Source organism: Streptomyces piniterrae (genome assembly GCF_005048155.1).
GTDB classification, from domain to species: Bacteria; Actinomycetota; Actinomycetes; order Streptomycetales; family Streptomycetaceae; genus Streptomyces; species Streptomyces piniterrae.
On the sequence record NZ_SUMB01000011.1, the window covers coordinates 87,965 to 108,714 of the forward strand.

Annotated in this window: 18 protein-coding genes and 2 tRNA genes; 7 read left to right on the forward strand and 13 right to left on the reverse strand. The window is 71.0% G+C overall.

All coding sequences use genetic code 11. The features are described from left to right. Nucleotides 1–15 precede the first annotated feature (15 nt). Together hisN and FCH28_RS28035 are read left to right on the forward strand one after the other, a co-directional pair. Nucleotides 16–819 (forward strand): histidinol-phosphatase, encoded by an 804-nt coding sequence (gene hisN, locus FCH28_RS28030; RefSeq protein WP_136742952.1) that lies wholly within the window; start codon nucleotides 16–18, stop codon nucleotides 817–819. A 175-nt stretch (nucleotides 820–994) separates the two neighbouring features. Next, on the forward strand, nucleotides 995–1,396 hold the full coding sequence (locus FCH28_RS28035) for a CBS domain-containing protein (RefSeq protein WP_136743157.1): 402 nt from the start codon (nucleotides 995–997) through the stop codon (nucleotides 1,394–1,396). 147 nt (nucleotides 1,397–1,543) lie between these two features. On the opposite strand, the gene FCH28_RS28040 is transcribed toward FCH28_RS28035, so the two are convergent. After that, entirely contained in the window at nucleotides 1,544–3,007 is a 1,464-nt protein-coding gene (locus tag FCH28_RS28040; protein ID WP_136742953.1) for a catalase, read from the reverse strand. A 157-nt stretch (nucleotides 3,008–3,164) separates the two neighbouring features. On the opposite strand from FCH28_RS28040, the gene FCH28_RS28045 reads away from it, so the two are divergent. Continuing rightward, nucleotides 3,165–3,584 carry a Fur family transcriptional regulator gene (locus FCH28_RS28045; protein ID WP_136742954.1) on the forward strand — a complete coding sequence of 140 codons (420 nt, stop codon included), beginning with the start codon at nucleotides 3,165–3,167 and terminating at the stop codon, nucleotides 3,582–3,584. A 166-nt stretch (nucleotides 3,585–3,750) separates the two neighbouring features. Here the strand turns inward: FCH28_RS28045 and FCH28_RS28050 are convergent. The 4 genes from FCH28_RS28050 to FCH28_RS28065 form a co-directional block, all read right to left on the reverse strand. Next, a tRNA-Met gene (locus tag FCH28_RS28050) sits at nucleotides 3,751–3,824 on the reverse strand. 102 nt (nucleotides 3,825–3,926) lie between these two features. Beyond that, the gene (locus FCH28_RS28055) at nucleotides 3,927–5,780 is read right to left on the reverse strand and encodes a tetratricopeptide repeat protein (protein ID WP_187363943.1); all 1,854 of its coding nucleotides are present in this window, start codon (nucleotides 5,778–5,780) and stop codon (nucleotides 3,927–3,929) included. Nucleotides 5,781–5,986: 206 nt separating this feature from the next. After that, nucleotides 5,987–6,060: transfer RNA gene (locus FCH28_RS28060), tRNA-Met, on the reverse strand. A gap of 111 nt (nucleotides 6,061–6,171) precedes the next feature. Continuing rightward, nucleotides 6,172–9,057 (reverse strand): UPF0182 family membrane protein, encoded by a 2,886-nt coding sequence (locus tag FCH28_RS28065; protein WP_246103321.1) that lies wholly within the window; start codon nucleotides 9,055–9,057, stop codon nucleotides 6,172–6,174. A gap of 136 nt (nucleotides 9,058–9,193) precedes the next feature. Here FCH28_RS28065 and FCH28_RS28070 point away from each other — a divergent pair, with 136 nt between their 5' ends. Beyond that, nucleotides 9,194–9,748: a PPA1309 family protein gene (locus FCH28_RS28070; protein ID WP_136742956.1), complete on the forward strand. Its 555-nt coding sequence runs from the start codon at nucleotides 9,194–9,196 to the stop codon at nucleotides 9,746–9,748. Between the two features lie 19 nt (nucleotides 9,749–9,767). Here FCH28_RS28070 and FCH28_RS28075 read toward each other — a convergent pair whose 3' ends face one another. From FCH28_RS28075 to FCH28_RS28090, 4 genes are all read right to left on the reverse strand, one after another. After that, entirely contained in the window at nucleotides 9,768–10,874 is a 1,107-nt protein-coding gene (locus tag FCH28_RS28075; RefSeq protein ID WP_136742957.1) for a YlbL family protein, read from the reverse strand. A gap of 138 nt (nucleotides 10,875–11,012) precedes the next feature. Beyond that, nucleotides 11,013–11,195 (reverse strand): hypothetical protein, encoded by a 183-nt coding sequence (locus FCH28_RS28080; RefSeq protein ID WP_136742958.1) that lies wholly within the window; start codon nucleotides 11,193–11,195, stop codon nucleotides 11,013–11,015. A gap of 206 nt (nucleotides 11,196–11,401) precedes the next feature. Then, complete coding sequence (locus tag FCH28_RS28085) at nucleotides 11,402–11,881, reverse strand: molybdenum cofactor biosynthesis protein MoaE (protein ID WP_136742959.1); 480 nt, start codon at nucleotides 11,879–11,881, stop codon at nucleotides 11,402–11,404. A gap of 124 nt (nucleotides 11,882–12,005) precedes the next feature. Next, nucleotides 12,006–13,157 (reverse strand): SDR family oxidoreductase, encoded by a 1,152-nt coding sequence (locus tag FCH28_RS28090; protein ID WP_136742960.1) that lies wholly within the window; start codon nucleotides 13,155–13,157, stop codon nucleotides 12,006–12,008. A gap of 191 nt (nucleotides 13,158–13,348) precedes the next feature. Between FCH28_RS28090 and FCH28_RS28095 the strand changes: the two genes are divergently transcribed. Then, nucleotides 13,349–14,812 (forward strand): zinc-dependent metalloprotease, encoded by a 1,464-nt coding sequence (locus FCH28_RS28095; RefSeq protein WP_136742961.1) that lies wholly within the window; start codon nucleotides 13,349–13,351, stop codon nucleotides 14,810–14,812. Then, nucleotides 14,809–15,339 (forward strand): NUDIX hydrolase, encoded by a 531-nt coding sequence (locus tag FCH28_RS28100; RefSeq protein WP_136742962.1) that lies wholly within the window; start codon nucleotides 14,809–14,811, stop codon nucleotides 15,337–15,339. The genes FCH28_RS28095 and FCH28_RS28100 overlap by 4 nt, the downstream gene beginning before the upstream one ends. A gap of 113 nt (nucleotides 15,340–15,452) precedes the next feature. On the opposite strand, the gene FCH28_RS28105 is transcribed toward FCH28_RS28100, so the two are convergent. The 4 genes from FCH28_RS28105 to FCH28_RS28120 all read right to left on the reverse strand — a co-directional run bounded on the left by FCH28_RS28105 (nucleotide 15,453) and on the right by FCH28_RS28120 (nucleotide 19,378). Further along, nucleotides 15,453–16,211, reverse strand: a complete 759-nt coding sequence (locus tag FCH28_RS28105; RefSeq protein ID WP_136742963.1) for an AIM24 family protein — start codon at nucleotides 16,209–16,211, stop codon at nucleotides 15,453–15,455. A gap of 20 nt (nucleotides 16,212–16,231) precedes the next feature. Further along, nucleotides 16,232–16,915 (reverse strand): AIM24 family protein, encoded by a 684-nt coding sequence (locus tag FCH28_RS28110; protein ID WP_136742964.1) that lies wholly within the window; start codon nucleotides 16,913–16,915, stop codon nucleotides 16,232–16,234. A gap of 15 nt (nucleotides 16,916–16,930) precedes the next feature. Continuing rightward, the gene (locus tag FCH28_RS28115) at nucleotides 16,931–18,640 is read right to left on the reverse strand and encodes a TerD family protein (protein WP_136742965.1); all 1,710 of its coding nucleotides are present in this window, start codon (nucleotides 18,638–18,640) and stop codon (nucleotides 16,931–16,933) included. A 111-nt stretch (nucleotides 18,641–18,751) separates the two neighbouring features. Further along, on the reverse strand, nucleotides 18,752–19,378 hold the full coding sequence (locus FCH28_RS28120; RefSeq protein WP_187363944.1) for a M48 metallopeptidase family protein: 627 nt from the start codon (nucleotides 19,376–19,378) through the stop codon (nucleotides 18,752–18,754). Nucleotides 19,379–19,569: 191 nt separating this feature from the next. Here FCH28_RS28120 and FCH28_RS28125 point away from each other — a divergent pair, with 191 nt between their 5' ends. Then, nucleotides 19,570–20,715 carry a TOMM precursor leader peptide-binding protein gene (locus FCH28_RS28125; RefSeq protein ID WP_136742967.1) on the forward strand — a complete coding sequence of 382 codons (1,146 nt, stop codon included), beginning with the start codon at nucleotides 19,570–19,572 and terminating at the stop codon, nucleotides 20,713–20,715. Nucleotides 20,716–20,750 lie beyond the last annotated feature (35 nt).

A 20,750-nucleotide genomic window follows, 5' to 3' on the forward strand; every position in this document is an offset into this window, starting at 1 on the left:
AGATACTGTTCGCACATGCCCGACTATCACGATGATCTTCGCCTCGGCCATGTCCTCGCGGACGCCGCGGACGCCGCGACCATGGACCGGTTCAAGGCGCTCGACCTCAAGGTCGAGACCAAACCGGACATGACACCGGTCAGCGAGGCGGACAAGGCCGCGGAGGAGCTCATCCGCGGCCACCTCCAGCGCGCCCGGCCACGGGACGCGGTGCTCGGCGAGGAGTTCGGCAGCGAGGGCGCCGGCCCGCGCCGCTGGGTCATCGACCCGATCGACGGCACGAAGAACTATGTCCGCGGGGTTCCGGTCTGGGCGACGCTGATCGCGCTGATGGAGCGCGGCGAGGGCGGTGACCGCCCGGTGGTCGGCATCGTCTCCGCGCCGGCCCTCAACCGCCGCTGGTGGGCCGCCGAGGGTCTGGGCGCCTTCACCGGGCGCAGCCTGACCTCCGCGTCGCGGCTGCAGGTCTCGAAGGTCGGCCGCATCCAGGACGCGTCGTTCGCGTACTCCTCGCTGACCGGCTGGGAGGAGCGCGGCAAGCTGCCCGGCTTCCTCGATCTGACCCGGGACTGCTGGCGCACCCGCGGCTACGGGGACTTCTGGCCGTACATGATGATCGCCGAGGGGTCGGTGGACATCTGCGCGGAGCCGGAGCTGTCGCTGTGGGACATGGCGGCCTGCGCGGTCGTCGTCCAGGAGGCGGGCGGGCAGTTCACCGGCCTCGACGGCAAGCCGGGCCCGCACAGCGGCAACGCGGCGGCGTCCAACGGGCTGCTGCACGAGGATCTGCTGAGCTACGTGGGCGACGCGCGGCACTGACCCGCGAAGGACCGGGCGCGCGGACCCGGCCATTGATGGCGCCTTCCTGACGGACCGGCGCCCGCCCCCTTGTTGCGATGGCGCAGGCATGTGAACATGAGAATCCGCCAGTTTGTGAACTTGTGAATTCATTCGCAAGGCACATCCACGAAGGAGGTGGCTCCACTCCATGCCCATGTACGTCCGCGACGCCATGAGCACGGTGGTCCTCACCATCGGGCCCGCTCACACCCTCCGCCAAGCGGCCGAACTGATGTCGGCGCGCCGCGTCGGCTCGGCCGTCGTCCTCGACAGTGACACCAGCGGCATCGGCATCCTCACCGAACGCGACATCCTCAATTCGCTCGGCGCGGGCGAGAATCCCGACCGGGAGACCGCCCAGGCCCACACCACCTCCGACGTGGTCTTCGCCGCTCCGGACTGGACCCTGGACGAGGCCGCGGACGCCATGGTGCGCGGCAATTTCCGCCATCTCATCGTGCTGGACGACCGCGAACCCCTGGGCATCGTCTCGGTCCGCGACATCCTCCGCTGCTGGTCACACGTGCTGGAGCGGGCCGGCGCCATACCGGCCTGAGCCACACCAGCCCCACGCCCCCAAGCACGCGAAGAGGCCGGAGCCCCATGGCGTCCGGCCTCTTCGTTTGTACGGCAAGCGGCGCTTGAGCAACCCCCACGACGAGCAACCCCCTCCGCGAGAGCGGCGGCGGTTCAGCCGCGAAGGCTAGCCGCGCAGGGCCTGGACCGCGGCTTCGAGCCGCTTGCCGTAGTCCGCATCCGCCTTGCGGAAGTTCTCGATCGCGCGCTCGGCGATGTCGTCGCGGGAGACCTTGGCGATGAATCCCGCCAGGTTGCCGATCAGGCGCTCCTTCTCGTCCTCGGACATCAGCCGGTAGAGGTTGCCGGCCTGGACGAAGTCGTCGTCCTCGGCGTGCGAGGGGGCGGCCTGGTCGCCGGTCCGGCCGGTCACGGGGGCCGGCTGCCACAGCGGCCGGCCGGTCTGGGCGGGGCCGCCGAAGCTGTTCGGCTCGTAGTTCTTCGCGCCCTTGTGGCGGCCGTCGTAGAGGAGGCCGTCGCGGCCGTGGGTGCGCGCCTCGGTGGCGTGCGGGCGGTTCACCGGGAGGTGGTCGGCGTTGATGCCGACGCGGTAGCGGTGGGCGTCGCCGTAGGCGAAGAGGCGGCCCTGGAGCATCTTGTCGGGGGACGGGCCGATGCCGGGCACGAAGTGGTGCGGGGAGAAGATGGACTGCTCGACCTCGGCGAAGATGTTCTCCGGGTTGCGGTTGAGCTCCAGCTTGCCGATCTCGATCGGCGGGTAGTCCTCGTGCGGCCAGACCTTGGTGAGGTCGAACGGGTTGAAGCGGTAGCCGGCCGCGTCGTCCGCGGGCATGATCTGCACCTGCACGGTCCAGGTCGGGAAGTCGCCGCGCTCGATGGCCTCGCGCAGGTCGCGCTGGTGGCTGTCGGGGTCTTCACCGGCGAGCTTGTTGGCCTCTTCCTGGGTGAGGTTCTTGATGCCCTGGTCGGTCTTGAAGTGGTACTTGACCCAGAAGACCTCGCCCGCGGCGTTGTTCCACTGGAAGGTGTGGGAGCCGTAGCCGTTGAGGTGGCGGTACGAGGCCGGGATGCCGCGGTCGCCGAACAGCCAGGTCACCTGGTGGGTGGACTCGGGCGAGAGGCCCCAGAAGTCCCAGACGTTGTCGGCCTCTTGGGAGCCGGTGTACGGGTCGCGCTTCTGGGTGTGGATGAAGTCGGGGAACTTGATGGCGTCCTTGATGAAGAAGACGGGGGTGTTGTTCCCGACGAGGTCGTAATTCCCCTCCTCCGTGTAGAACTTCAGCGCGAAGCCCCGCGGGTCGCGCACCGCGTCGGCGGCGCCGAGGTTGCCCGCGACGGTGGAGAAGCGCAGGAAGGTCTCGGTCTGCTTGCCGATCTCCGAGAGGAAGTCGGCGCGGGTGTACCGGGTGACGTCCGCGGTCACGGTGAAGGTGCCGTACGCGCCGGCCCCGCGGGCGTGCACGATGCGCTCCGGGATGCGCTCGCGGTTGAAGTGCGCGAGCTTCTCGATCAGCAGCTGGTCCTGGATCAGCCCGGGGCCGCCGATGCCGGCCGACTCGCTGTTCTGGTTGTCCGCGACCGGAGCGCCGGCCTCTGTGGTCAGCGGTCCGGTGGTGCTCTCTACCGACACGTGCGCCTCCTGAAGTCTTGATCCCTGCCCTGGCTTGCGCCGAACTCGATCCTACATTGGACATTGTCTAAGTCACGAAGAAGCCGAAACTCGTACTCGATCCGGTGATGGATCGGTCGCTGCTACCCTGGCTGTATCTGACTGATAGGTGAATGGCATGAGTGACCTGCTTGAACGGCTCCGGGGACGCGGCTGGCGGCTGACCGCACAGCGACGCGTCGTCGCCGAGGTCCTCGACGGGGACCACGTCCACTACACCGCCGACGAGGTGCACGCCCGAGCCGCCGACCGGCTCCCCGAGATCTCCCGCGCCACCGTCTACAACACCCTTGGCGAGCTGGTGTCGCTCGGCGAGGTGATCGAGGTGAGCACGGACGGCCGGGCGAAGCGTTACGACCCCAACGCCCACCACGACCACCAGCACCTCGTCTGCTCACGGTGCGGCACGATCCGCGATGTGCACGTCCAGGGCGACCCGCTCTCCGCGCTGCCCGAACCGGAGCGCTACGGCTTCCAGGTCTCCGAGGTCACCGTGACCTACCGGGGCATCTGCCCCCACTGCAGCGACGCCTCCTGACGCGCCGGGGCCGGCCCCTCCCGGGTCGCCCTCGCCCCCCCACACCGAGCCCGCGCCCTCGTGGCGGCGGGCTCGTTCGTGTGCCCGCACACCCCTGCGGCGCGCGGACACGAACCCAGACACGACGAAGGCCCGGATCCAGTGGATCCGGGCCTTCGCCTCTGAGTAGCGGGGACAGGATTTGAACCTGCGACCTCTGGGTTATGAGCCCAGCGAGCTACCGAGCTGCTCCACCCCGCGTCGTTGTGGCTCAACTCTAACCCCAGGCCGACGACCAGCGCAAATCCCTTCCTGGCGCCCAGTCCCGGCCCCGGGGACCCGGCCCTGGGCACCAGGGGCGCACTACGCGCTCAGCTCCTCCTGGAGCGCCGTAAGCAGCCGTGCCGCCCGCTCCGCGACCTCCGGCGGCCCGAGCTCCACGGCCCGCGCACACCAGCCCTGCGCCTCGGCGAGCGCGCCGCGCCGGGCGGCCAGCAGCGCCAGCCGCAGGGCGGCGCGGCCGTGCCCGCCCTCGGCGGCGCGCTGCCACCACAGGGCGGCCTCGGGGAGGCTGCCCTCGCGGGCCAGCAGCAGCCCGAGGTTGAAGGCGCCGTTGCGGCTGCCGGCCTCGGCCGCCGCGCGGTACCACGTCGCCGCCTCGACGACATCACCCCGAGCCGCCGCGAACATGCCAACCCGGACCTGGGCGCGGCGGTGCCCCTGCCGCGCGGCCCGCTCGTACCACTCCGTGCTCTCGTCGTCCGGCGTCCGCCCGCCGTCCGCCGGCCCGGCGTCGCTCGCCTCCGCGGACCTGCGGTCCAGGAGGTCGGCGAGCCGGAAGGCCGCCTCGGGGCTGCCGCCGCCGGCCGCACACCGCAGATTCCGCTCCGCGGCCTGCTCCTCGCCCTCGCGCAGCTGCACGATGGCGACCTGCAGCGCCGCCTCGGTGTGCCCGGCCGCGGCGGCCCGCTCGTACCAGGCGTGCGCCATCCGCTCCTCGCCGCGCCCGGCGAACAGGATGCCGAGGTTGAACGCGGCGTCCACGCTGCCCGCCTCGGCGGCCTTGGAGAACCACGGCTCGGCCCCCGAGGCGTCGCCGCGCTGGAGCAGCAGGATCGCGAGCGCGTTCGCGGCCTCGCGGTGCCCGGCGTAGGCCGCCCTGCGGTACCACTGCTCACCGCGCCCGGCCCGGCCCTGCTCGGCGCAGAGCAGCCCGATGTTGTAGGCGCCGTTGACGTCGCCGGCGTCCAGCGCGACGCGGTACCAGCGCTCGGCGGTCTGCAGTTCGCCGCGGTCGGCGTGCAGCGCGCCCAGCGCGTTGGCGGCGTTGCCGTCGCCGTCCTGGGCGGCCCGGCGCCACCACTCGGCGGCGCTCTCCTCGTCCCCGGCGTCCCGCAGCAGGAAGCCCAGCGCGCAAGCGGCCCGCGCCTCACCGTCCTTGGCGGCGGAGAGGTACCAGCGGCCCGCCTCCTGGACGTCGCCGCGGTCCTCCAGGAGCGTGCCCAACTGCAGTGCGGCGCGCCGGTGTCCGCGCGCGGCGGCCTGGCGGTACCACTGCTCGGCCTCCGCCTCCTGGGTCAGCTCCCCGTAGGCGGGAACGGCCCGGCGGTCCGTCTCCCGGCCGTCCTCGATGAGCCGGGCCAGGCGGTAGGCGGCCTCGCGGTGGCCGCGCTCGGCGGCGGCCCGGAACCAGCGTTCGGCGCCGATGTCGCCGCGGTGCTCCAGCAGGTCGGCGAGGGCGTAGGCGCCCAGGCAGTGGCCGGATTCGGCGGACTGGCGCAGCCAGTACTCGGCGGCCGGCTCGTCGCCGCGCTCGCGGTGGTGGCGCCCGAGGGCGTGCGCCGCGGCGGCGGAACCGGCGACGGCCGCGATACGCCACCACCCGGCCGCCTCGTCCGCGTAGCCCCGCTGATGGAGCAGCACGCCAAGGTTGTTGGCGGCGGCGCGGTCCCCGGCGGCGGTGGCGGAACGCAGATACGGCTCGGCGCCGTCGAGGTCACCGCGGCGCAGCAGCAGCGCGCCGAGCGCGCTCATGGCGGCGGTGTCGCCCGCCTCGGCGGCCCGGCGGTGGCCGGTCTCGGTCACCGCGTCGGACGCTTCGGCGGCCTCCGCGGCCTCCATCGCGTCCATCGGCAGCTCGGATTCGCGCCCGTCATCGGGCGCATGCACAAACCGGTCTGTCTCCAACAACCTTGCCTTGTCCCCCATAAGACCCATCGTCGCATCACCTGTAACCCGCGTACACCTGGTATACCGCAGCCAGTGAGGTCACTTCAGCGGTTTGTCGACTTCCCGACACGGCGACTTGTCAAACTCAAGCACACAGGTTCCCCACATGGGCCGTGCGACCCGGCCGTACACCGCATCGATCCCGACGCATGACGAAGGCCCGGATCCAGTGGATCCGGGCCTTCGTCTTCCAGTAGCGGGGACAGGATTTGAACCTGCGACCTCTGGGTTATGAGCCCAGCGAGCTACCGAGCTGCTCCACCCCGCGTCGTTGTGCCCTCAAGGTATCACGGCACCGGGGCGGTCCCCGACCAGCACCGCCGTGCTGCCACCGGCGCGAACCGGTGGCAGCACGGCGTGTCGCTCCGTACGGGCCGGCTCAGCCGCCCTTGCCGGTCTTCTCGGACGCCTTGGCGGCACGGTCCAGCGCGGCCTTCATCCGCTTCTGGGCCTCACCGAAGGCCGCCCAGTCACCGTCGACACGGGCCTTCTCGGCATCCTCGTACGCCTTCTGGGCGTCGGCGATGGCCTGTTGTGCCGTCTGGTCGGACGGTGGCTGCGGGGTGGTGTCGCCGCCCGGTGGCTTCTCCGTGCCGGTGCTCGGCGCCTTCTTGCCGAAGACGACGTCCAGCGCGTCCTTGAGGGAGTCCTCCAGGACGGGCTTGTTGTCGCCGTAGCTCACCAACACCTTCTTCAGCAGCGGGTAGTTGGTGTTGGCGCCGCGCAGATAGACCGGTTCGACGTACAGCAGCCCGCCGTCCAGCGGCACGGTCAGCAGGTTGCCGTACTCGATCTCCGAATCGCCGAATTTCTTGAGGATGTTGAGTTCGTTGGCGATGACCGGATCGGAGTTGAACTTCGACTGCACCAGCTGCGGGCCGGGCACCGGCGTCTCCGACGGCAGCTTCAGCAGTCTGATCTTGCCGTAGTCGGCGCTGGTCGCGTTGGCGTCGACGGCCATGAAGGCGCCGAGGTTGTCGCGCTTGTTGGGCGTGAAGGTCGTCGTGAGCGAGAAGGACTGATCCTTCTGGTCCGGCATCTTCATGCTCAGGTAGTACGGCGGAACGGCGTTGCCCGACTTGGTGGTCGGGTCGTTCGGGATCTGCCAGCGCTCGGAGCCGGTGTAGAAGGTGCCCGGGTCCGTGACGTGGTAGGTGGTCAGCAGCTGCCGCTGCACCTTGAAGAGGTCCTGCGGGTAGCGCAGATGCTCCTTCAGCTTCGGGCTGATGGCGCTCTTCTTCTCGACCGTGCCCGGGAAGGACTTCATCCAGGTCTTGAGGACCGGGTCCTTGGTGTCCCACTGGTAGAGCTTGACCGAGCCGTCGTACGCGTCGACCGTCGCCTTGACGGAGTTGCGGATGTAGTTGACCTGGTTCTGCTGGGCCACCACCGCCCGCTGGCCGTCGGTGAGCGAATCGGCCGTGGTGTCCCCGAGCGTGGTGCGCGAGGCGTACGGATAGCCGTTGCTGGTGGTGTAGGCGTCCACGATCCACTGGATGCGGCCGTCGATGACCGCCGGATAGGCGTCGCCGTCGATGGTCAGCCAGGGGGCGACGGATTCGACGCGCTCCTTGGGCGTGCGGTTGTACAGGATCCGCGAGCCGTCACCGATCGCGCCGGAGTAGAGGATCTGCGGCTCCCCGAACGCCACCGCGTACGCGGCGCGGTTGATCGGGTTGGACAGATTCACTCCGCTCTTGCCTGTGTAGCTGTAGCTCTTTTCGCCGGTTTTATCGTCGGAATAGTCCAATTCCTTCTGCGGACCGCCGACGATGGAGTACTGGGTGGTCTTCTCGCCGTAGTAGACCCGCTGCTCGTGCTCGGGGAGCTGCCCCTTGGCCGGCAGATCCGACTCGGTGTACTTCGGGCCACCGCCGTCGGCGGTCTCGGTCCCCTTGGCGGCGACCGCGCCATAGCCGTGGGTGTACTTGAAGTGGTCGTTGATCCAGTTGCGCTCGGGGATCCCGGCCAGGTTCAGCTCACGCAGACCGATCACGGTGTCCTGCTCGGCGCCGTCCGCGCCCTTGTAGCGGTCGACGTCCAGCGTGGAGGGGAACTGGTAGTAGCCCTTCACCTGCTGCTGTTGCTGGAAGGCCGGCGAGACCACGTTCGGGTCGAGCAGCCGCATGCTGGCGGTGGTGTCCGCGTCATCCCGCAGCCGCTGACCGTCCTCCTTGCCGACGGGCTTGTAGTTGCCCTTGTACGGCGTGACGGCGGAGTCCTGGATGTCGTACGCGTCCCGGGTCGCCTTGATGTTCTGCTTGATGTACGGCGCTTCCTTGGCCTGCTCGTTCGGCTGGACCTGGAACTTCTGCACGATCGCCGGATACAGGCCGCCGATGAGGATCGCGGAGAGCACCATCAGCCCGAAGCCGATCACCGGCAGCTGCCAGGTGCGGCGCCAGAGGGTGGCGAAGAACAGCACCGCGCAGATCGCCGCGATGAAGAACAGGATGGTCTTCGCCGGGAGATAGGCGTTGGCGTCGACATAGCGCAGGCCGGTCCAGTTGTCGGCCGACTTCAGGCCGCTGGACTTCACCGCGAGTCCGTACCGGTCGAGCCAGTACGCGATCGCCTTAAGCGAGACGAAGATACCGAGCAGCACCGACAGATGACCGGTCGCGGCGGCGGTCGCCCGGGAGCCGGGGCTGGTCACCCGCAGCCCGCCGTAGAGGTAGTGCGTCAGCGCCGCGGCCACCAGGGACAGCACCGCACAGGCGAAGCCGAAGCTCAACAGGAAGCGGTACCAGGGCAGGTCGAAGGCGTAGAACGAGACGTCCTTGCCGAACTGCGGGTCCGTCTGGCCGAACGGCACACCGTTGACCCACTGCAGCCACGTACGCCACTCGCCCGAGGCGGACGCGCCGGCGATCAGGCCGATCACCGCGGTGACCGCGATCAGCGCCCACTTCTTGAACGGCGCGATACCCATCCGGTAGCGGTCCAGGCTCTGCTGCTCCATGGACATCGCGCTGAGCGGCGGACGCAGCCGGTGCGCCAGCCAGATGTTGACGCCCACGGCCACCGCCATGACGACGCCGAAGAAGAAGAACAGTCCGATCTTGGTCCACAGGGTCGTGGTGAAGACCGACGAATAGTGGACCGAGCGGTACCAGAGCCAGTCGGTCCAGAACCCCGCGAACATCACGAAGAGCATGGCCAGCACGGCCAGCACACCCAACGTCATGAGCAGGGTCCGGATCCGCCGGGACGGTCGGCCGACTCTGATCCGTGGCCCTGTCGGGCCTCCGCCGCGGTCCGGCATCTGGAAAGCCAAGGTGCGCACCTCGAAGTTCGCTGTCGTGTGGAGCAGGCCCGGCGATAGTAGGACCCACTGATGCAACTTACTAAGGCTTTACTCAGTTCCCGATTTCCGGGGTTCACAAGGCACGATGTGAAACATGAGCAACCTCCCCGTTGACGGCACCCCCCTCGCCGCCGACCCACTGACCCGCGCGGTACTCGAGATCGACGAGTACAGCGCCGGGCTCGGCTGGGACCAGCCCGCCCGACTGTTCGCCCTCGTCGACACCGCCAAGCTGCGCGATCAGGAGCCCTCGCTCGCCGCCCAGCTCGGCATCGACGACTCCACCACCGCTTCCCTGACCCCCGTCGAGCAGGACGAGATCCCGGCGGGGACGCCGCTGGACGAGTTCCTCGGCACCATCGCCTGGCCGGACGCCGTCTCCGGCTGCGCGCTGACCGTGGAGCGGCTGATGCTGCCGCCGTCCGCCGAGGAGTCCGTGCCGGAGGGCATGAACGAGGCGCAGCTCGCCAAGTGGGTCGCCGCCCACCCGGACCGCCAGGAGGTCCGGATGACGGTGGCCGTGCTGCGGGACGGGTCCCGCGAATCGGCGCTGCGGCTGCGCGAGAAGGACTCCACGGCCGAGGTCCTCACCGGCTCGTCGCTGGTCCCGGGCCTGGCGGACGCGCTGGCCGCGACGTTCGAGGACTGACCCGCGGAACGTGGGCGGCCTACCGGCCTGCCGGGCCGCAGCTCGGCAGGCCGGCGGTGTCGCCCGTGCGGATCTTCTCCAGCGCCTTCACCGCGTCGCCTATGGTGTCGACCTTGACCAGCCGGAGGCCCTTCGGGGTGTCCTTGGCCGCGGTCGCGCAGTTGGCCTTCGGCGTCAGGAAGAACTCGGCGCCCTGACTCCGCGCGCCGACCGTCTTCATGGAGATGCCGCCGATCGGGCCGACCTTGCCCTTGTCGTCGATCGTGCCCGTGCCGGCCACGAACCTGCCGCCGGTCAGATCCCCCGGCGTCAGCTTGTCGATGATGCCGAGCGCGAACATCAGGCCGGCGCTGGGGCCGCCGACGTCGGCCAGCTTCACGTCGATGGTGAACGGGAAGGTGTGATCGACATCGGCCTGGATGCCCACGATGGCCCGGCCGTCCGGCGCCTTCACCGTGGTGATCGCGATCGGCTTCCCACCCGTCGCGGGCCGCCGGCCCTTCTTCTCCGCCGCGGCCGCTTCCTTGGCCGGGATGATCGTGAAGACGACCCGCTCGCCCGGCTTGTGCTTGGTCACCAGCTTGGCCACGTCGCCGCTCGCCTTGACCGGCGTTCCGTCCACGGCCTTGATCACATCGCCCGCGTGCAGGCGCCCGTCGGCCGGCTTGTCCTTGACGACGGAACCGACGACGGTCTGGGTGGCGACCGGGATGTGCAGCTGCTCGAGCGCGGCGACCTTGGCGCTCTCCTGGGACTGGCTGAACTCCTCGGCGTTCTCCTGGTCGGCCTGCTCGGCGGTCTGCCCCTCGGGGTAGAGCGTCTTGTGCGGCACCACCGCGCTGTCGTGGTCCAGCCAGCCGTAGACCGCCTCGAAGAGGTTCATGGTGTAGTCGGGGCCGGTCACCCGGACCGTCGTCATGTTGAGGTTGCCCTTGGGCTGGCCGTTCTCCGGATACGTCCTGCGCCCGGAGATCTGCAGCACCGGCTCACCGTCGTGATCACCAAGGGTGTTGACCGTCGGGCCCGGCGACATCTCGGCATACGGGACGGGGAACAGCACCCCGGCGCAGAGCAGCGCGATCAGCATCAGGGTCGAGGCGAGCAGCGTCGCGGTGCGGCGTGGCATGGAACGACAGTACGGGACGGGTATGACAGTCGGCCCGCAGGGGCCGTCCGTACGGGAACCGGCAGGCGCACACGCATGGCCGACGCGCCGTCACCCCTGCGGGGCACGGCAGTTGCTCACGCGTACGACCGGGGAACCTCAGGCCGCGTCGGAGGCGGGGTCGGAAGCGGAATGCTCCTTTTCCATCGCGGCGCGGAACCGGGCGTAACCCGCGAGCTCCGCGACGTCCCCGGTCTTGCGATTACGCATGGCCCACACACTCCAGAGCACAGCGACAAGCGCGGCGACAACCGGAATCAGCAACCAGAGGAGCGCACCCATAGCGACCTCCCAACCCCTTGCGCAACCGCAATCGACGAATAAGCAGATTAACCATCTGCCAGGTCAACGCTCACGCCAGGGGGCGGGTTACGCAACCGGAGCGCAACGCACCGGTTTCGGTCGGTGTTCGAGTAGGAGAGGCGGCCGTATCGGCTACGCCCCTACCCGCCCACCCGTCGCCCGACCACCACCCCTAGAAGAAGACGCTACGCGCCTACCCATTCTTCTGTCCCGTCGGAGAACGTCTGATGCTTCCAGATCGGCACCTGGAACTTGAGATCGTCGATCAGCTTGCGGCAGGCGTCGAACGCCTCGCCGCGGTGCGGGCAGGAGACCGCGACGACGACGGCCAGGTCGCCGATGGCCAGATCGCCCACCCGGTGAACGGCGGCCAGCGCACGGACCGGGTAGTCGGCGACGACCTTCTCGGCGATCCGGCGCATCTCCGCCTCGGCGGTCGGGTGCGCGGAGTAGCCCAGGGCGTCGACGTCGGCGCCGCCGTCGTGCGAGCGGACCGTGCCGACGAACAGGGCCGTGCCGCCGGCCGCGGCGTCTCCGACGGCCGCGAAGACCTCGTCCAAGGACAGCGCGGTGTCACGGATCGCGAGGAGCCGGATCGGGTCCGCCGCGCCCTGCTCACCAGGGTGGTCACGGCCGGGGGACGGTGCGGAGTGCGTGCCAGACATACCCCCATCGTGCCGTACGGGGGCGCGGCGGGGAATGACCGTTTCCACCGGGCGTACGCGCCCGGGTATGGAGGCTCGTACAGCCGGACCGGCCGTCCCGGTGGCGCGCCGTGCCGGGCCCGGGTCAGATACGGCGGCGGGCCTTGCGCGCGCGCCGCACCAGGGCGGCGGTGCCCAGGAGCGCCACGGTGGCTCCGGCCGCGCCGGCCGCGGTGGCGTCCTTGCGGCCCAGCCGGCGGCCGGCGACGGTGTGGCGGCCCGCGACCTCCTCCAGGAGCTCGGCGAGCACCTCCTCGTTCGTCCACCGGGGCCGCCAGCCCGCCTCGTGGAGCCGGCTGCCGCTGACCACCCAGGGGTGCATCGTGTACGCGAGGTCCCCGGCGGGCGACGGGGTCAGGCCGATGCGGTGCAGCCGGGCGGCGGCGCCCAGGGCCACCGAGGACGGCAGCTCCATGCGCCGGATGCCGGACAGTTCCTCGACCTCCTCCTGCTCCAGCCAGCCGTCGCAGCCGACCGCCAGCTCACCGTCGACGCGCTCCAGGGCCGCGTACTCCAGGGCGCTGACCAGGTCCTCGACATGGCAGAACTGCCAGGCGGGGCGGGATCCCGCGACGACCAGGAGGCGGGGCGACTCGAAGTAGCGGGTCAGGGCGGTGTCGGTGCCGCCCACCAGGACGGTGGGGCGCAGCACCGTGACGTTCAGGCCGGGGTGCGCGCGGGGCGCGCGGCGGGCCAGGTGCTCGATCTCCAGCAGGTCGCCGACACCGGTGGCGTCGGCGGTGGCGCGCAGCTCGGCGTCCTCGGCGAGCGGAACATCATTGTCGGGCAGCGCCCCGTAGACCATGGCCGAGGTGCACAGCACGACCCGGTGGACGCCGGCCGCGGCGGCGGCGGTGAGGACCGTCTGCGTGCCGCGCACGTTGTAGGCGGTACGGGCCGCGGCGTCGGTCTCCAGGTCGAGGTCGAGCGCCAGGTGGACGACGACGTCCGCGCCGCGCAGTTTGTCGGCGATGGCGGGGTCGCGCACGTCCAGGACATGCCAGCGCGCCTCGGCGACGTCGCCGCGCCGCTCGTCGATGGCGACCACCTGCTTGACCTCGTCGGACGCGACGAGGGCGCGGGTGAGCAGCGCGCCGACCCCGGAGGCGGCGCCGGTGACGGCGACGACGGGCCGGCGCAGCGGCCGGTCCGTGGCACCGCCGGCGGTACTTTCTGCCTTCTCGGTCTTGGCCGCAGCGTTTCGCGCTGCGCGAACGGTCGGATCTGGGGAACTCACCGGGCGTCTCCAGCGGTTGAATTCAGTACGTGCGCGTGCTGACGCGTACGTACCAGGTGGCGTCCATCCTGCCGCAGCCACCGGGCCAGCGGAGCACCGAGCCCCGAAGCGGGCCGGGTGTCTACGCTGGAGGTGATGTCGGGCAGTCGCCGTCGGCCCCGGGCCGGCGGCCCTACGAGCCGAGGAAACCCGTGAGTGACACCCCATTTGGATTCGGCCTTCCGCCGGAGGAGCCGGAGGACGGCGACAACGGCAAGAAGAAGGGCGGCCAGGGAGGTAGCCAGGGCCCCGCGGACCCGTTCGGGTTCGGCGGCGGGAGCGGCGGCGCGGACAATCCGTTCGCGGCGCTCTTCGGCGGCATGGGCGGACCCGGCGGCCAGATGAACCCTGGTGATCTGGGCGCAGCGTTCCAGAAGCTCGGCCAGATGCTCTCGTACGAGGGCGGCCCGGTGAACTGGGACATGGCCAAGGACATCGCCCGGCAGACCGTGGCGCAGGGCGCCGAGGACGGCAGCAAGGACGCGAGCGTGGCCCCGGGTGAGCGGACCGCGGTCGAGGAGGCGGTGCGGCTCGCGGACCTGTGGCTGGACGGTGTGACGTCCCTGCCGTCGGGCTCCGGCTCGGTGGTGGCGTGGAGCCGCGCCGAGTGGGTCGAGGAGACCCTGCCGGTGTGGAAGGACCTGGTCAACCCGCTCGCGGAGCGGGTCGGCGCGGCCATGGGCGACGTACTGCCCGAGGAGATGCAGGCCATGGCGGGCCCGCTGCTCGGCATGATGCGTTCCATGGGTGGCGCGATGTTCGGCACCCAGATCGGGCAGGCGCTGGGCGTCCTGGCCGGCGAGGTCGTCGGCTCGACGGATGTCGGGCTGCCCCTGGGGCCGTCCGGGAAGGCCGCGCTGCTGCCGGGGAACGTCGCGGCCTTCGGTGCCGGTCTGGGCGTGCCGGAAGAGGAAGTGCGGCTGTATCTGGCCCTGCGGGAGGCCGCCCATCAGCGGCTCTTCGCCCATGTGCCGTGGCTGCGCTCGCATCTGTTCGGTGCCGTCGAGGGCTATGCGCGCGGCATCAAGGTCGATACGACCAAGTTGGAGGACGTGGTCGGCCAGCTCGACCCGCAGCATCCGGAGGAGCTGCAGAACGCCCTGCAGCAGGGCATGTTCCAGCCCGAGGACACCCCGGAGCAGAAGGCCGCGCTGGCCCGTTTGGAGACCGCGCTGGCGCTCGTCGAGGGCTGGGTGGACGCGGTGGTGCACGCCGCCGCCAAGCCGCATCTGCCGTCGGCGGACAAGCTCCGTGAGACGCTGCGGCGGCGCCGCGCCAGCGGTGGCCCGGCCGAGCAGACGTTCTCGACGCTGATCGGTCTCCAGCTGCGTCCGCGGCGGCTGCGGGACGCCTCGCGGCTGTGGGCCTCGCTGACGGACGCGCGCGGCCTGGACGGGCGTGACGGCCTGTGGGCGCACCCGGACATGCTGCCCACCGCGGCGGATCTGGACGACCCGGACGGCTTCGTCCACCACGAGCAGCTGGACTTCTCCGAGCTCGACAAGATGCTCGGCGAGGCGGCCGGCGGCGGTACGCCGGATCAGCGCAAGCCGGCGGACGGGGCGGACGGTCCGGAGCAGGCCCCCGGCGAAGGCAGGGGTGACGGCGACAAGTGAGCCTGCGCGACGAGGCGGCGCGGGTGCTCAAGGAGTGGCCCGCGCCGTCGCCGGATCAGGAGCGGCTGCGGCTGTCCTATCTGGACCATCTCGCCGCCCACCAGGACGGCATGTGGAAGCCCTGCAAGGACGGGCATGTCACGGCGAGCGCGCTGGTGATCGATCCGGCCGGCAGCCGTGTACTGCTCACCTTGCACCGCAAGCTGCAGATGTGGCTCCAGATGGGCGGCCACTGCGAGCCGCAGGACACGTCGCTGGCGGACGCGGCGCTGCGCGAGGCGCGTGAGGAGTCCGGCATCGCCCGGGGGTTGACGCTGCTGCCCGGCGGGCCGGTGCGGCTGGACCGTCATCACACCCCGTGCGCCTGGCATTTGGACGTCCAGTACGCGGCGCTGGCGCCCGAGGGCGCGGTGGCGGAGATCAGCGACGAGTCGCTGGACCTGCGCTGGTTCGCCTACGACGAGGTGCCCGGCGTCGCCGACGCGTCGGTGGTGCGACTGATGGAAGGCGCCCGCGCGCTCCTGTAGGCGCGCTCGTGTAGCCGGCACGCACCTCGGCCCTGCTCCGGCCGGCCCTTGGATACGCGGATCCGGCGCCCGTCCCTCCCCGGGGCGGGCGCCGGATCCGTGTCGGCGCTCGGTCAGTTGGTGAAGATGTTGCCCTGGTTCTGTCCCCGGGCGCCCTGCTGGCCCATGCCGTACTGGGCGGCCAGGCCGGACCCGATGACGGCGTTCTGCGGCGGCAGCAGCTCGCTGGGCTGCACCAGCGCGTAGCCCTCCCCGAGGAAGCTCAGCTCCCAGCCCTCGCCGGTGTTGCCGCGACGGCGCCACACCCCGGAGGAGTGCGTCTGTGCCTGCATCTGGACCCGCAGCGACTTGGACCAGGCGACCACCGCGTCGGCGTCGGCGTTGACGTACTTGTCGGGCGTGACCTGCAGCATCAGCGGCTGGCCCGAGGTCATCAGCGCGACCTTGCCCTGGCCGGAGATGTTCAGCTGGTACTTGCCGGTGCCGGAGATGCCGTACTGGCTGTCGACGGAGACGGCCTCCCAGTGGAGGGTGGAGTCCAGCGCCAGGACGTAGCTGCCGTCGATGGTCAGGCCATGGTGGTCGACGTCGACGACATGGACGTACTGGGCGAGGTTGGCCAGATAGACCGTGCCCTGCCCGGAGATGCGCATCAGGTCCAGGCCCTCGCCGGTCTGCGCGCGGGCGCGGTGCTGCCCCTGGGTCTGGTAGTTGCCCTCGAATTCGAGCATGCCCTGATAGGCGACCATCGTGCCCTTACGGGCGAGGAGGTCCTCGTGGCCCTGGAGCGCGACCCGCAGCAGCTGTTCGTTCTGCAGGGCGTAGCGGTCCTGGGTCTGTGCCTCGGTGAAGGCGAAAAGCGGACTCTGCATGGCGGTTTCGGTCCTCCCCCTCAGCCCCGGGCCCGGAGCCGGTCGGTGCTGTCCTCGCTGGGCTGGACGACGACGAAGCCCTGGCCCGAGAAGCCCAGTTGGTATGCCTCGCCGCTGCCGCGCCCGATCATCGAGGACGCCTTGAAGCTGCGCTTGCCCTTCATCTTCAGGTTCGTCGACCAGGCGACGAGGGCGTCCGGGTCCACATACGTCTCGTCCTCACCGCGGCCGCAGTCGACGACGATCGGCGTACCGCGGGAGGTCAGGGCGACCCAGCCGGTGCCGGAGATCCCGACGTTGAAGAGCCCCTGGCCGGCGAACTTGGCCATGCCCTTCACCCGCTGCACGCCCCACTGGAGGTGGGCGTCGAAGGCGAGGATGTTGGTGCCGTTGACGGAGAGCGATTCACCGTTGAGGTTGATGCACACCACGTCGGCGCCGTAGTCGGCCAGGAAGAGCAGGCCGTCGCCGGAGCACTTCATCAGGGGCGCGCCCTCGCCGGTGAGCCACTGCGATGCCATCTGGCGCACGGCGGGCGGGTTGGGCTCGTACTGGACGAAGCCTTCGTAAGCGACCATCGAGCCGGTGCGCGCGAAGACGTCCTGGCCGCTCTGCATGGCGATCTTCACCATGGCGTTGCCGTGGTTCTCCATACGGGCGGCGGGCGGGGTCGGGGCGTAGCCCGACATCTGCTGCTGGTTCATGAGTTACGGGCTCCCTCAGACCTCGTAGGGCTGGACGACGATGAAGTTGCCGGGCGCGCCGCGGAACTGGAGGTTCACGGTCTCGCCGGAGTGGCCGGGGTAGGCGTGCCGGCGCACGCTCACCTGGCTGGAGATGATCACCTGGGAGGCCGCGGACCAGGCCACGATGGCATTGGCGTCGGCGAAGGTGGTCGGGGTGACCGGCAGCACGACGGGCGTGCCCTGGGTCTTCACGATGATGGTGCCGGTGCCCTGGAACTGCATGGTGAACAGGGCGCCACCGGGGATGCCGTGGCCCTCGATCCGGCGGACCTCGTGCTGCAGCGACTCGTCGAAGGCGAGGACGCTCTCCGCCGAGACGCAGATGGCGTCGCCCTGCAGCTCGATGGGGTGGAGATGGGCGCTGTTCTCGGCGAAGAAGACCTGCCCCTGGCCGGCGCAGCGCATCAGCTGCATCTCCTGGCCGGTGGCGTTGCCGGTGAGCCGGCCGCGGAAGCCGGCGCCCTTGTAGCTGAAGTCGACCTTGCCCTGGTAGAGCACCATGCTGCCCTGCTTGGCGAGCACCGGCTGGCCGTCGACGCCGAGGTCGACGCGGACCAGCTTGGGGTTCTGCGGGGTCCAGCGCTGCCCGGTGGGCGCTTCCTTGTACTTCTCCAGTACGGCGCCGAGGCCGGGGCCGCCGCCCTGCGGCACTGCCGGGGCCTGGCCCGGGTACGGGGCGCCGGGGGGCTGCTGGCCGTACGGGGCCTGCGGCTGACCGGGCTGGCCGGGCTGCATCTGGGGGGCGCCGTAGCCGCCGGGGGCCGGGGCGGGCTGCCCGTACGGCGGTGCCTGCGGGGCCTGCTGGCCGGGGAAGCCGCCGGGTGCGGGCTGGCCGTAGGGGGCCTGCGGCTGGCCGGGCGGGCCCGGGGGCGCCACCGGGCCGGGGGGCGGGGCCATCGGCGCGGCGATCGTCGGCGCGTTGTGGACCTGCGGGGCGGTGGGCTGCTGGGGCTGCGGAGCCTGGGGGGCGACCGGCTGCTGCGGGGCCTGCGGGGCGGCGGGGGGCGCGCCCTGGGGCGGGCCGAAGTCCGGCGCGGGCTGCTGCGGTGCGGGGGCGGCGGGCGCACCGAAGGACGGCGCGGGAGCTCCGCCGGCCGGCGGGGCGAAGCCGGGCGCGGCCTGCGCCGCGGCGGGCGGCGCGGCCGCCTCCGCCTCTTCGGCGACCTCCCCGCCGAAGTTCTTCAGCAGGGCCTCCAGGCCGCCGTCGAATCCCTGGCCGACCGCGGCGAACCGCCAGACGTCCTTGAGGTAGAAGTCGCCGAGCATGACGGCGCGCTCGGTGCTGAACTCGCTGCCGTTGAAGGAGTAGCGGGCCACCTCTTCGCCGCCGGCCACGATGCGGATATAACCGGGGCCGATCTGCGACACCTGGCCCGCGCCGTCGAGCGCCGCCGTGAAGGAGAGCTTCTGGATGTGCGCGGGGATGCTGTCGAGGGTGACCCGGAAGGACTCGGTGTCACCGGCCTGCGCGCCGAGCTGCTGGATCGACTCCTCGGGCGACTTGGGCTGGTTGAAGAAGATGAAGTAACGGTCGTCGGAGAGCCGCTCGTTGGCGTCGAGACCGAAGCAGCTGATGTCGAAGGTCAGCCCGGGACCGGCGATCTGCACGCCGACGTACAGATCCGTCCCCGCCGTCAGATCACTGATCTTGGCCTTGTGGCCGCGCTGGAATTCCCTGGCCATACGTTACGACCGTCCCCCGCTCCCGCTGTGAGTTCGTATGCGCGCCAGGCTAACCGCTCACACTGACAGAGTGCGATGCCGGGGCGGGCCGGAACTCGGCCGACGCGGCGTTCATTCACTGCGGGCGGCGGGCAAATGCGGCAATCGGTCGGCCGCCACCACGCCCTCGAGGTAGCCGCGGGCCCGTTCCGTGCGGGGGTAGGCGTCCAACAGCCGCCAGAACCGCGGGCCGTGGCCCGGCACGAGGAGATGCGCGAGCTCGTGCAGCAGGACGTAGTCGATGACGTACTCCGGCATGCCCTGCAGGCGGTGCGAAAGACGGATGCTGCCCTCGGCCGGGGTGCACGATCCCCAGCGGGTGTTCTGGTTGGTGACCCAGCGCACCGACGCGGGGCGGGCCCGGCCCTCCAGGAACTGCCCGGACAGCCGCTCCGCCCGCTCGGCCAGCTCGCTGTCGCCCAGCATGCGCTTGCTCTCCTGGGCAGCGAGCTTGTCCAGCATGACGGTCACCCAGCGCTGCTCCTCGGCCTCGGTCATACGGGCCGGGATGAGGACCACCGTCCGGTCGCCCTCGCGGTACGCCGAGACCGTTCTGCGCCGCCGTGAGCTGCGGCGTACCTCGACCGCGCTGGTCCCTGAGCCGCGGTTCTTCGGGCTCGGGGCAGCCCGGCGCGAGGTGTCTGCGGCGCGGCGCAAGGGTGTCTCCCCGGATCCGCGAGGGGAAGGGTCGGCGGGCACGCGCCCGACGTTACCCGCTGGCACTGCGGGAAGTCCCGCCTCGCGGACGGTTCGCCACCGAAACACCCCATGGCGTGCACGGCTTGTATGACTATTACCCCCAGTCTGTGGATAACTTCCGACGCCGATCCGGCGTTCGGCGCATGCTGGAGGCAGAACGCGAAGGACGGGCAAGGACGGGGGCGGATGCCATGCATCCGATGCTCAAGCCCGCGCTGCGGCGCGGCTGGCGGGACAGGCAGACAGTGCGGTTCGGCGTGGCGCCGGCGCACGCGGTGGTGGTCGGCCCGGTCGATCCGGCGACCGGCAGTTTCCTCGGAATGATCGACGGCACCCGCAGCATGGGGCAGTTGGAGGCGGAGGCACACGCGCTCGACCTGCCGCCCGCGCACGTACGGGGAGTCGTGGACCGGCTCGGCGCGGCCGGTCTGCTGGAGGCACCGGGCGCGGGCGGCCCGGCCGCCGACGCGGTACGCGCCGACCGCCCGGCCTTCGAACGGCTCCGGCCCGACCTGGCCTCGCTGTCGGTGCGCCATCCCGAGGCGGCGGGCGCACCGGGGCGGATGGGAGCGCGCCGCGCGATCCGCGCCCGGGTCAAGGGACTGGGGCGGGTGGGCGCCTCGGTCGCGGCACTGCTCTCGGCGTCCGGCATCGGCCGGGTGGATGTGCTGGACGGTGGGGACGTCGAACCGTGGGACGTACTACCGGGCGGGCTGCCCGCCGAACGGGTCGGCGAAAAACGCAGAGCCGCAGCGGAGCGGCTGGTCCACCAGTCCTCCCCCTGGACCCGCAGGCCGCGCCCGCACGTCCCGGTCAGCGAATCCGGCGAGCCGGGCATCTCGCTGGTGGTGCTCGCCCCGCGCGACGGTCTCGCCGCCTACGCCCCCGATCCCGTGCTGTCCGAACCGCTGCTCACGGCCGGGATCCCCCATCTGTACGCCGGCGTGGTCGAAGGCACCGGTGTGGTGGGACCCTTGGTGGTGCCCGGCGACTCGGCCTGCGCCCGCTGTGACGAACTGCGGCGTACGGACGCGGAGCCAGCCTGGCCGCGGCTGCTCGCGCAGTGGCGTTCGGGGCGTGGTTCCCCGGCGGTGCCGGCCTGCGACGCGGCCCTGGCGACGACGGTCGCGGGGCTCGCCGCCGTCCAGGCACTGACGTTCCTCGACGGTGAACTGCCGCCGTGCACGGGCGCGCGGATGGAACTCGCGCTGCCGTGTGCGAGCGTGCGGACGGTACGGATCGAGCCGCATCCGGAGTGCGGCTGCGGGGCCGCCGCCCAGGTTGCCGGGGCAGGCACCTCGGATCCTCGGCCGCGACACGCCACAATGACCGAGTAACCCCGGTAGGGGGACAGTGTGAGTTGGAGGGGCGC

Excerpts from the sequence above, each read along its gene's own strand:
- FCH28_RS28035 (WP_136743157.1), top strand. The coding sequence starts at position 995 with ATGTACGTCCGCGACGCCATGAGCACGGTGGTCCTCACCATCGGGCCC.
- hisN (WP_136742952.1), top strand. The coding sequence starts at position 16 with ATGCCCGACTATCACGATGATCTTCGCCTCGGCCATGTCCTCGCGGAC.
- FCH28_RS28055 (WP_187363943.1), bottom strand. The coding sequence starts at position 5,780 with ATGGGTCTTATGGGGGACAAGGCAAGGTTGTTGGAGACAGACCGGTTT.
- FCH28_RS28045 (WP_136742954.1), top strand. The coding sequence starts at position 3,165 with ATGAGTGACCTGCTTGAACGGCTCCGGGGACGCGGCTGGCGGCTGACC.
- FCH28_RS28075 (WP_136742957.1), bottom strand. The coding sequence starts at position 10,874 with ATGCCACGCCGCACCGCGACGCTGCTCGCCTCGACCCTGATGCTGATC.
- FCH28_RS28125 (WP_136742967.1), top strand. The coding sequence starts at position 19,570 with ATGCATCCGATGCTCAAGCCCGCGCTGCGGCGCGGCTGGCGGGACAGG.
- FCH28_RS28085 (WP_136742959.1), bottom strand. The coding sequence starts at position 11,881 with ATGTCTGGCACGCACTCCGCACCGTCCCCCGGCCGTGACCACCCTGGT.
- FCH28_RS28115 (WP_136742965.1), bottom strand. The coding sequence starts at position 18,640 with ATGGCCAGGGAATTCCAGCGCGGCCACAAGGCCAAGATCAGTGATCTG.
- FCH28_RS28065 (WP_246103321.1), bottom strand. The coding sequence starts at position 9,057 with ATGCCGGACCGCGGCGGAGGCCCGACAGGGCCACGGATCAGAGTCGGC.
- FCH28_RS28070 (WP_136742956.1), top strand. The coding sequence starts at position 9,194 with ATGAGCAACCTCCCCGTTGACGGCACCCCCCTCGCCGCCGACCCACTG.
- FCH28_RS28080 (WP_136742958.1), bottom strand. The coding sequence starts at position 11,195 with ATGGGTGCGCTCCTCTGGTTGCTGATTCCGGTTGTCGCCGCGCTTGTC.
- FCH28_RS28110 (WP_136742964.1), bottom strand. The coding sequence starts at position 16,915 with ATGAACCAGCAGCAGATGTCGGGCTACGCCCCGACCCCGCCCGCCGCC.
- FCH28_RS28105 (WP_136742963.1), bottom strand. The coding sequence starts at position 16,211 with ATGCAGAGTCCGCTTTTCGCCTTCACCGAGGCACAGACCCAGGACCGC.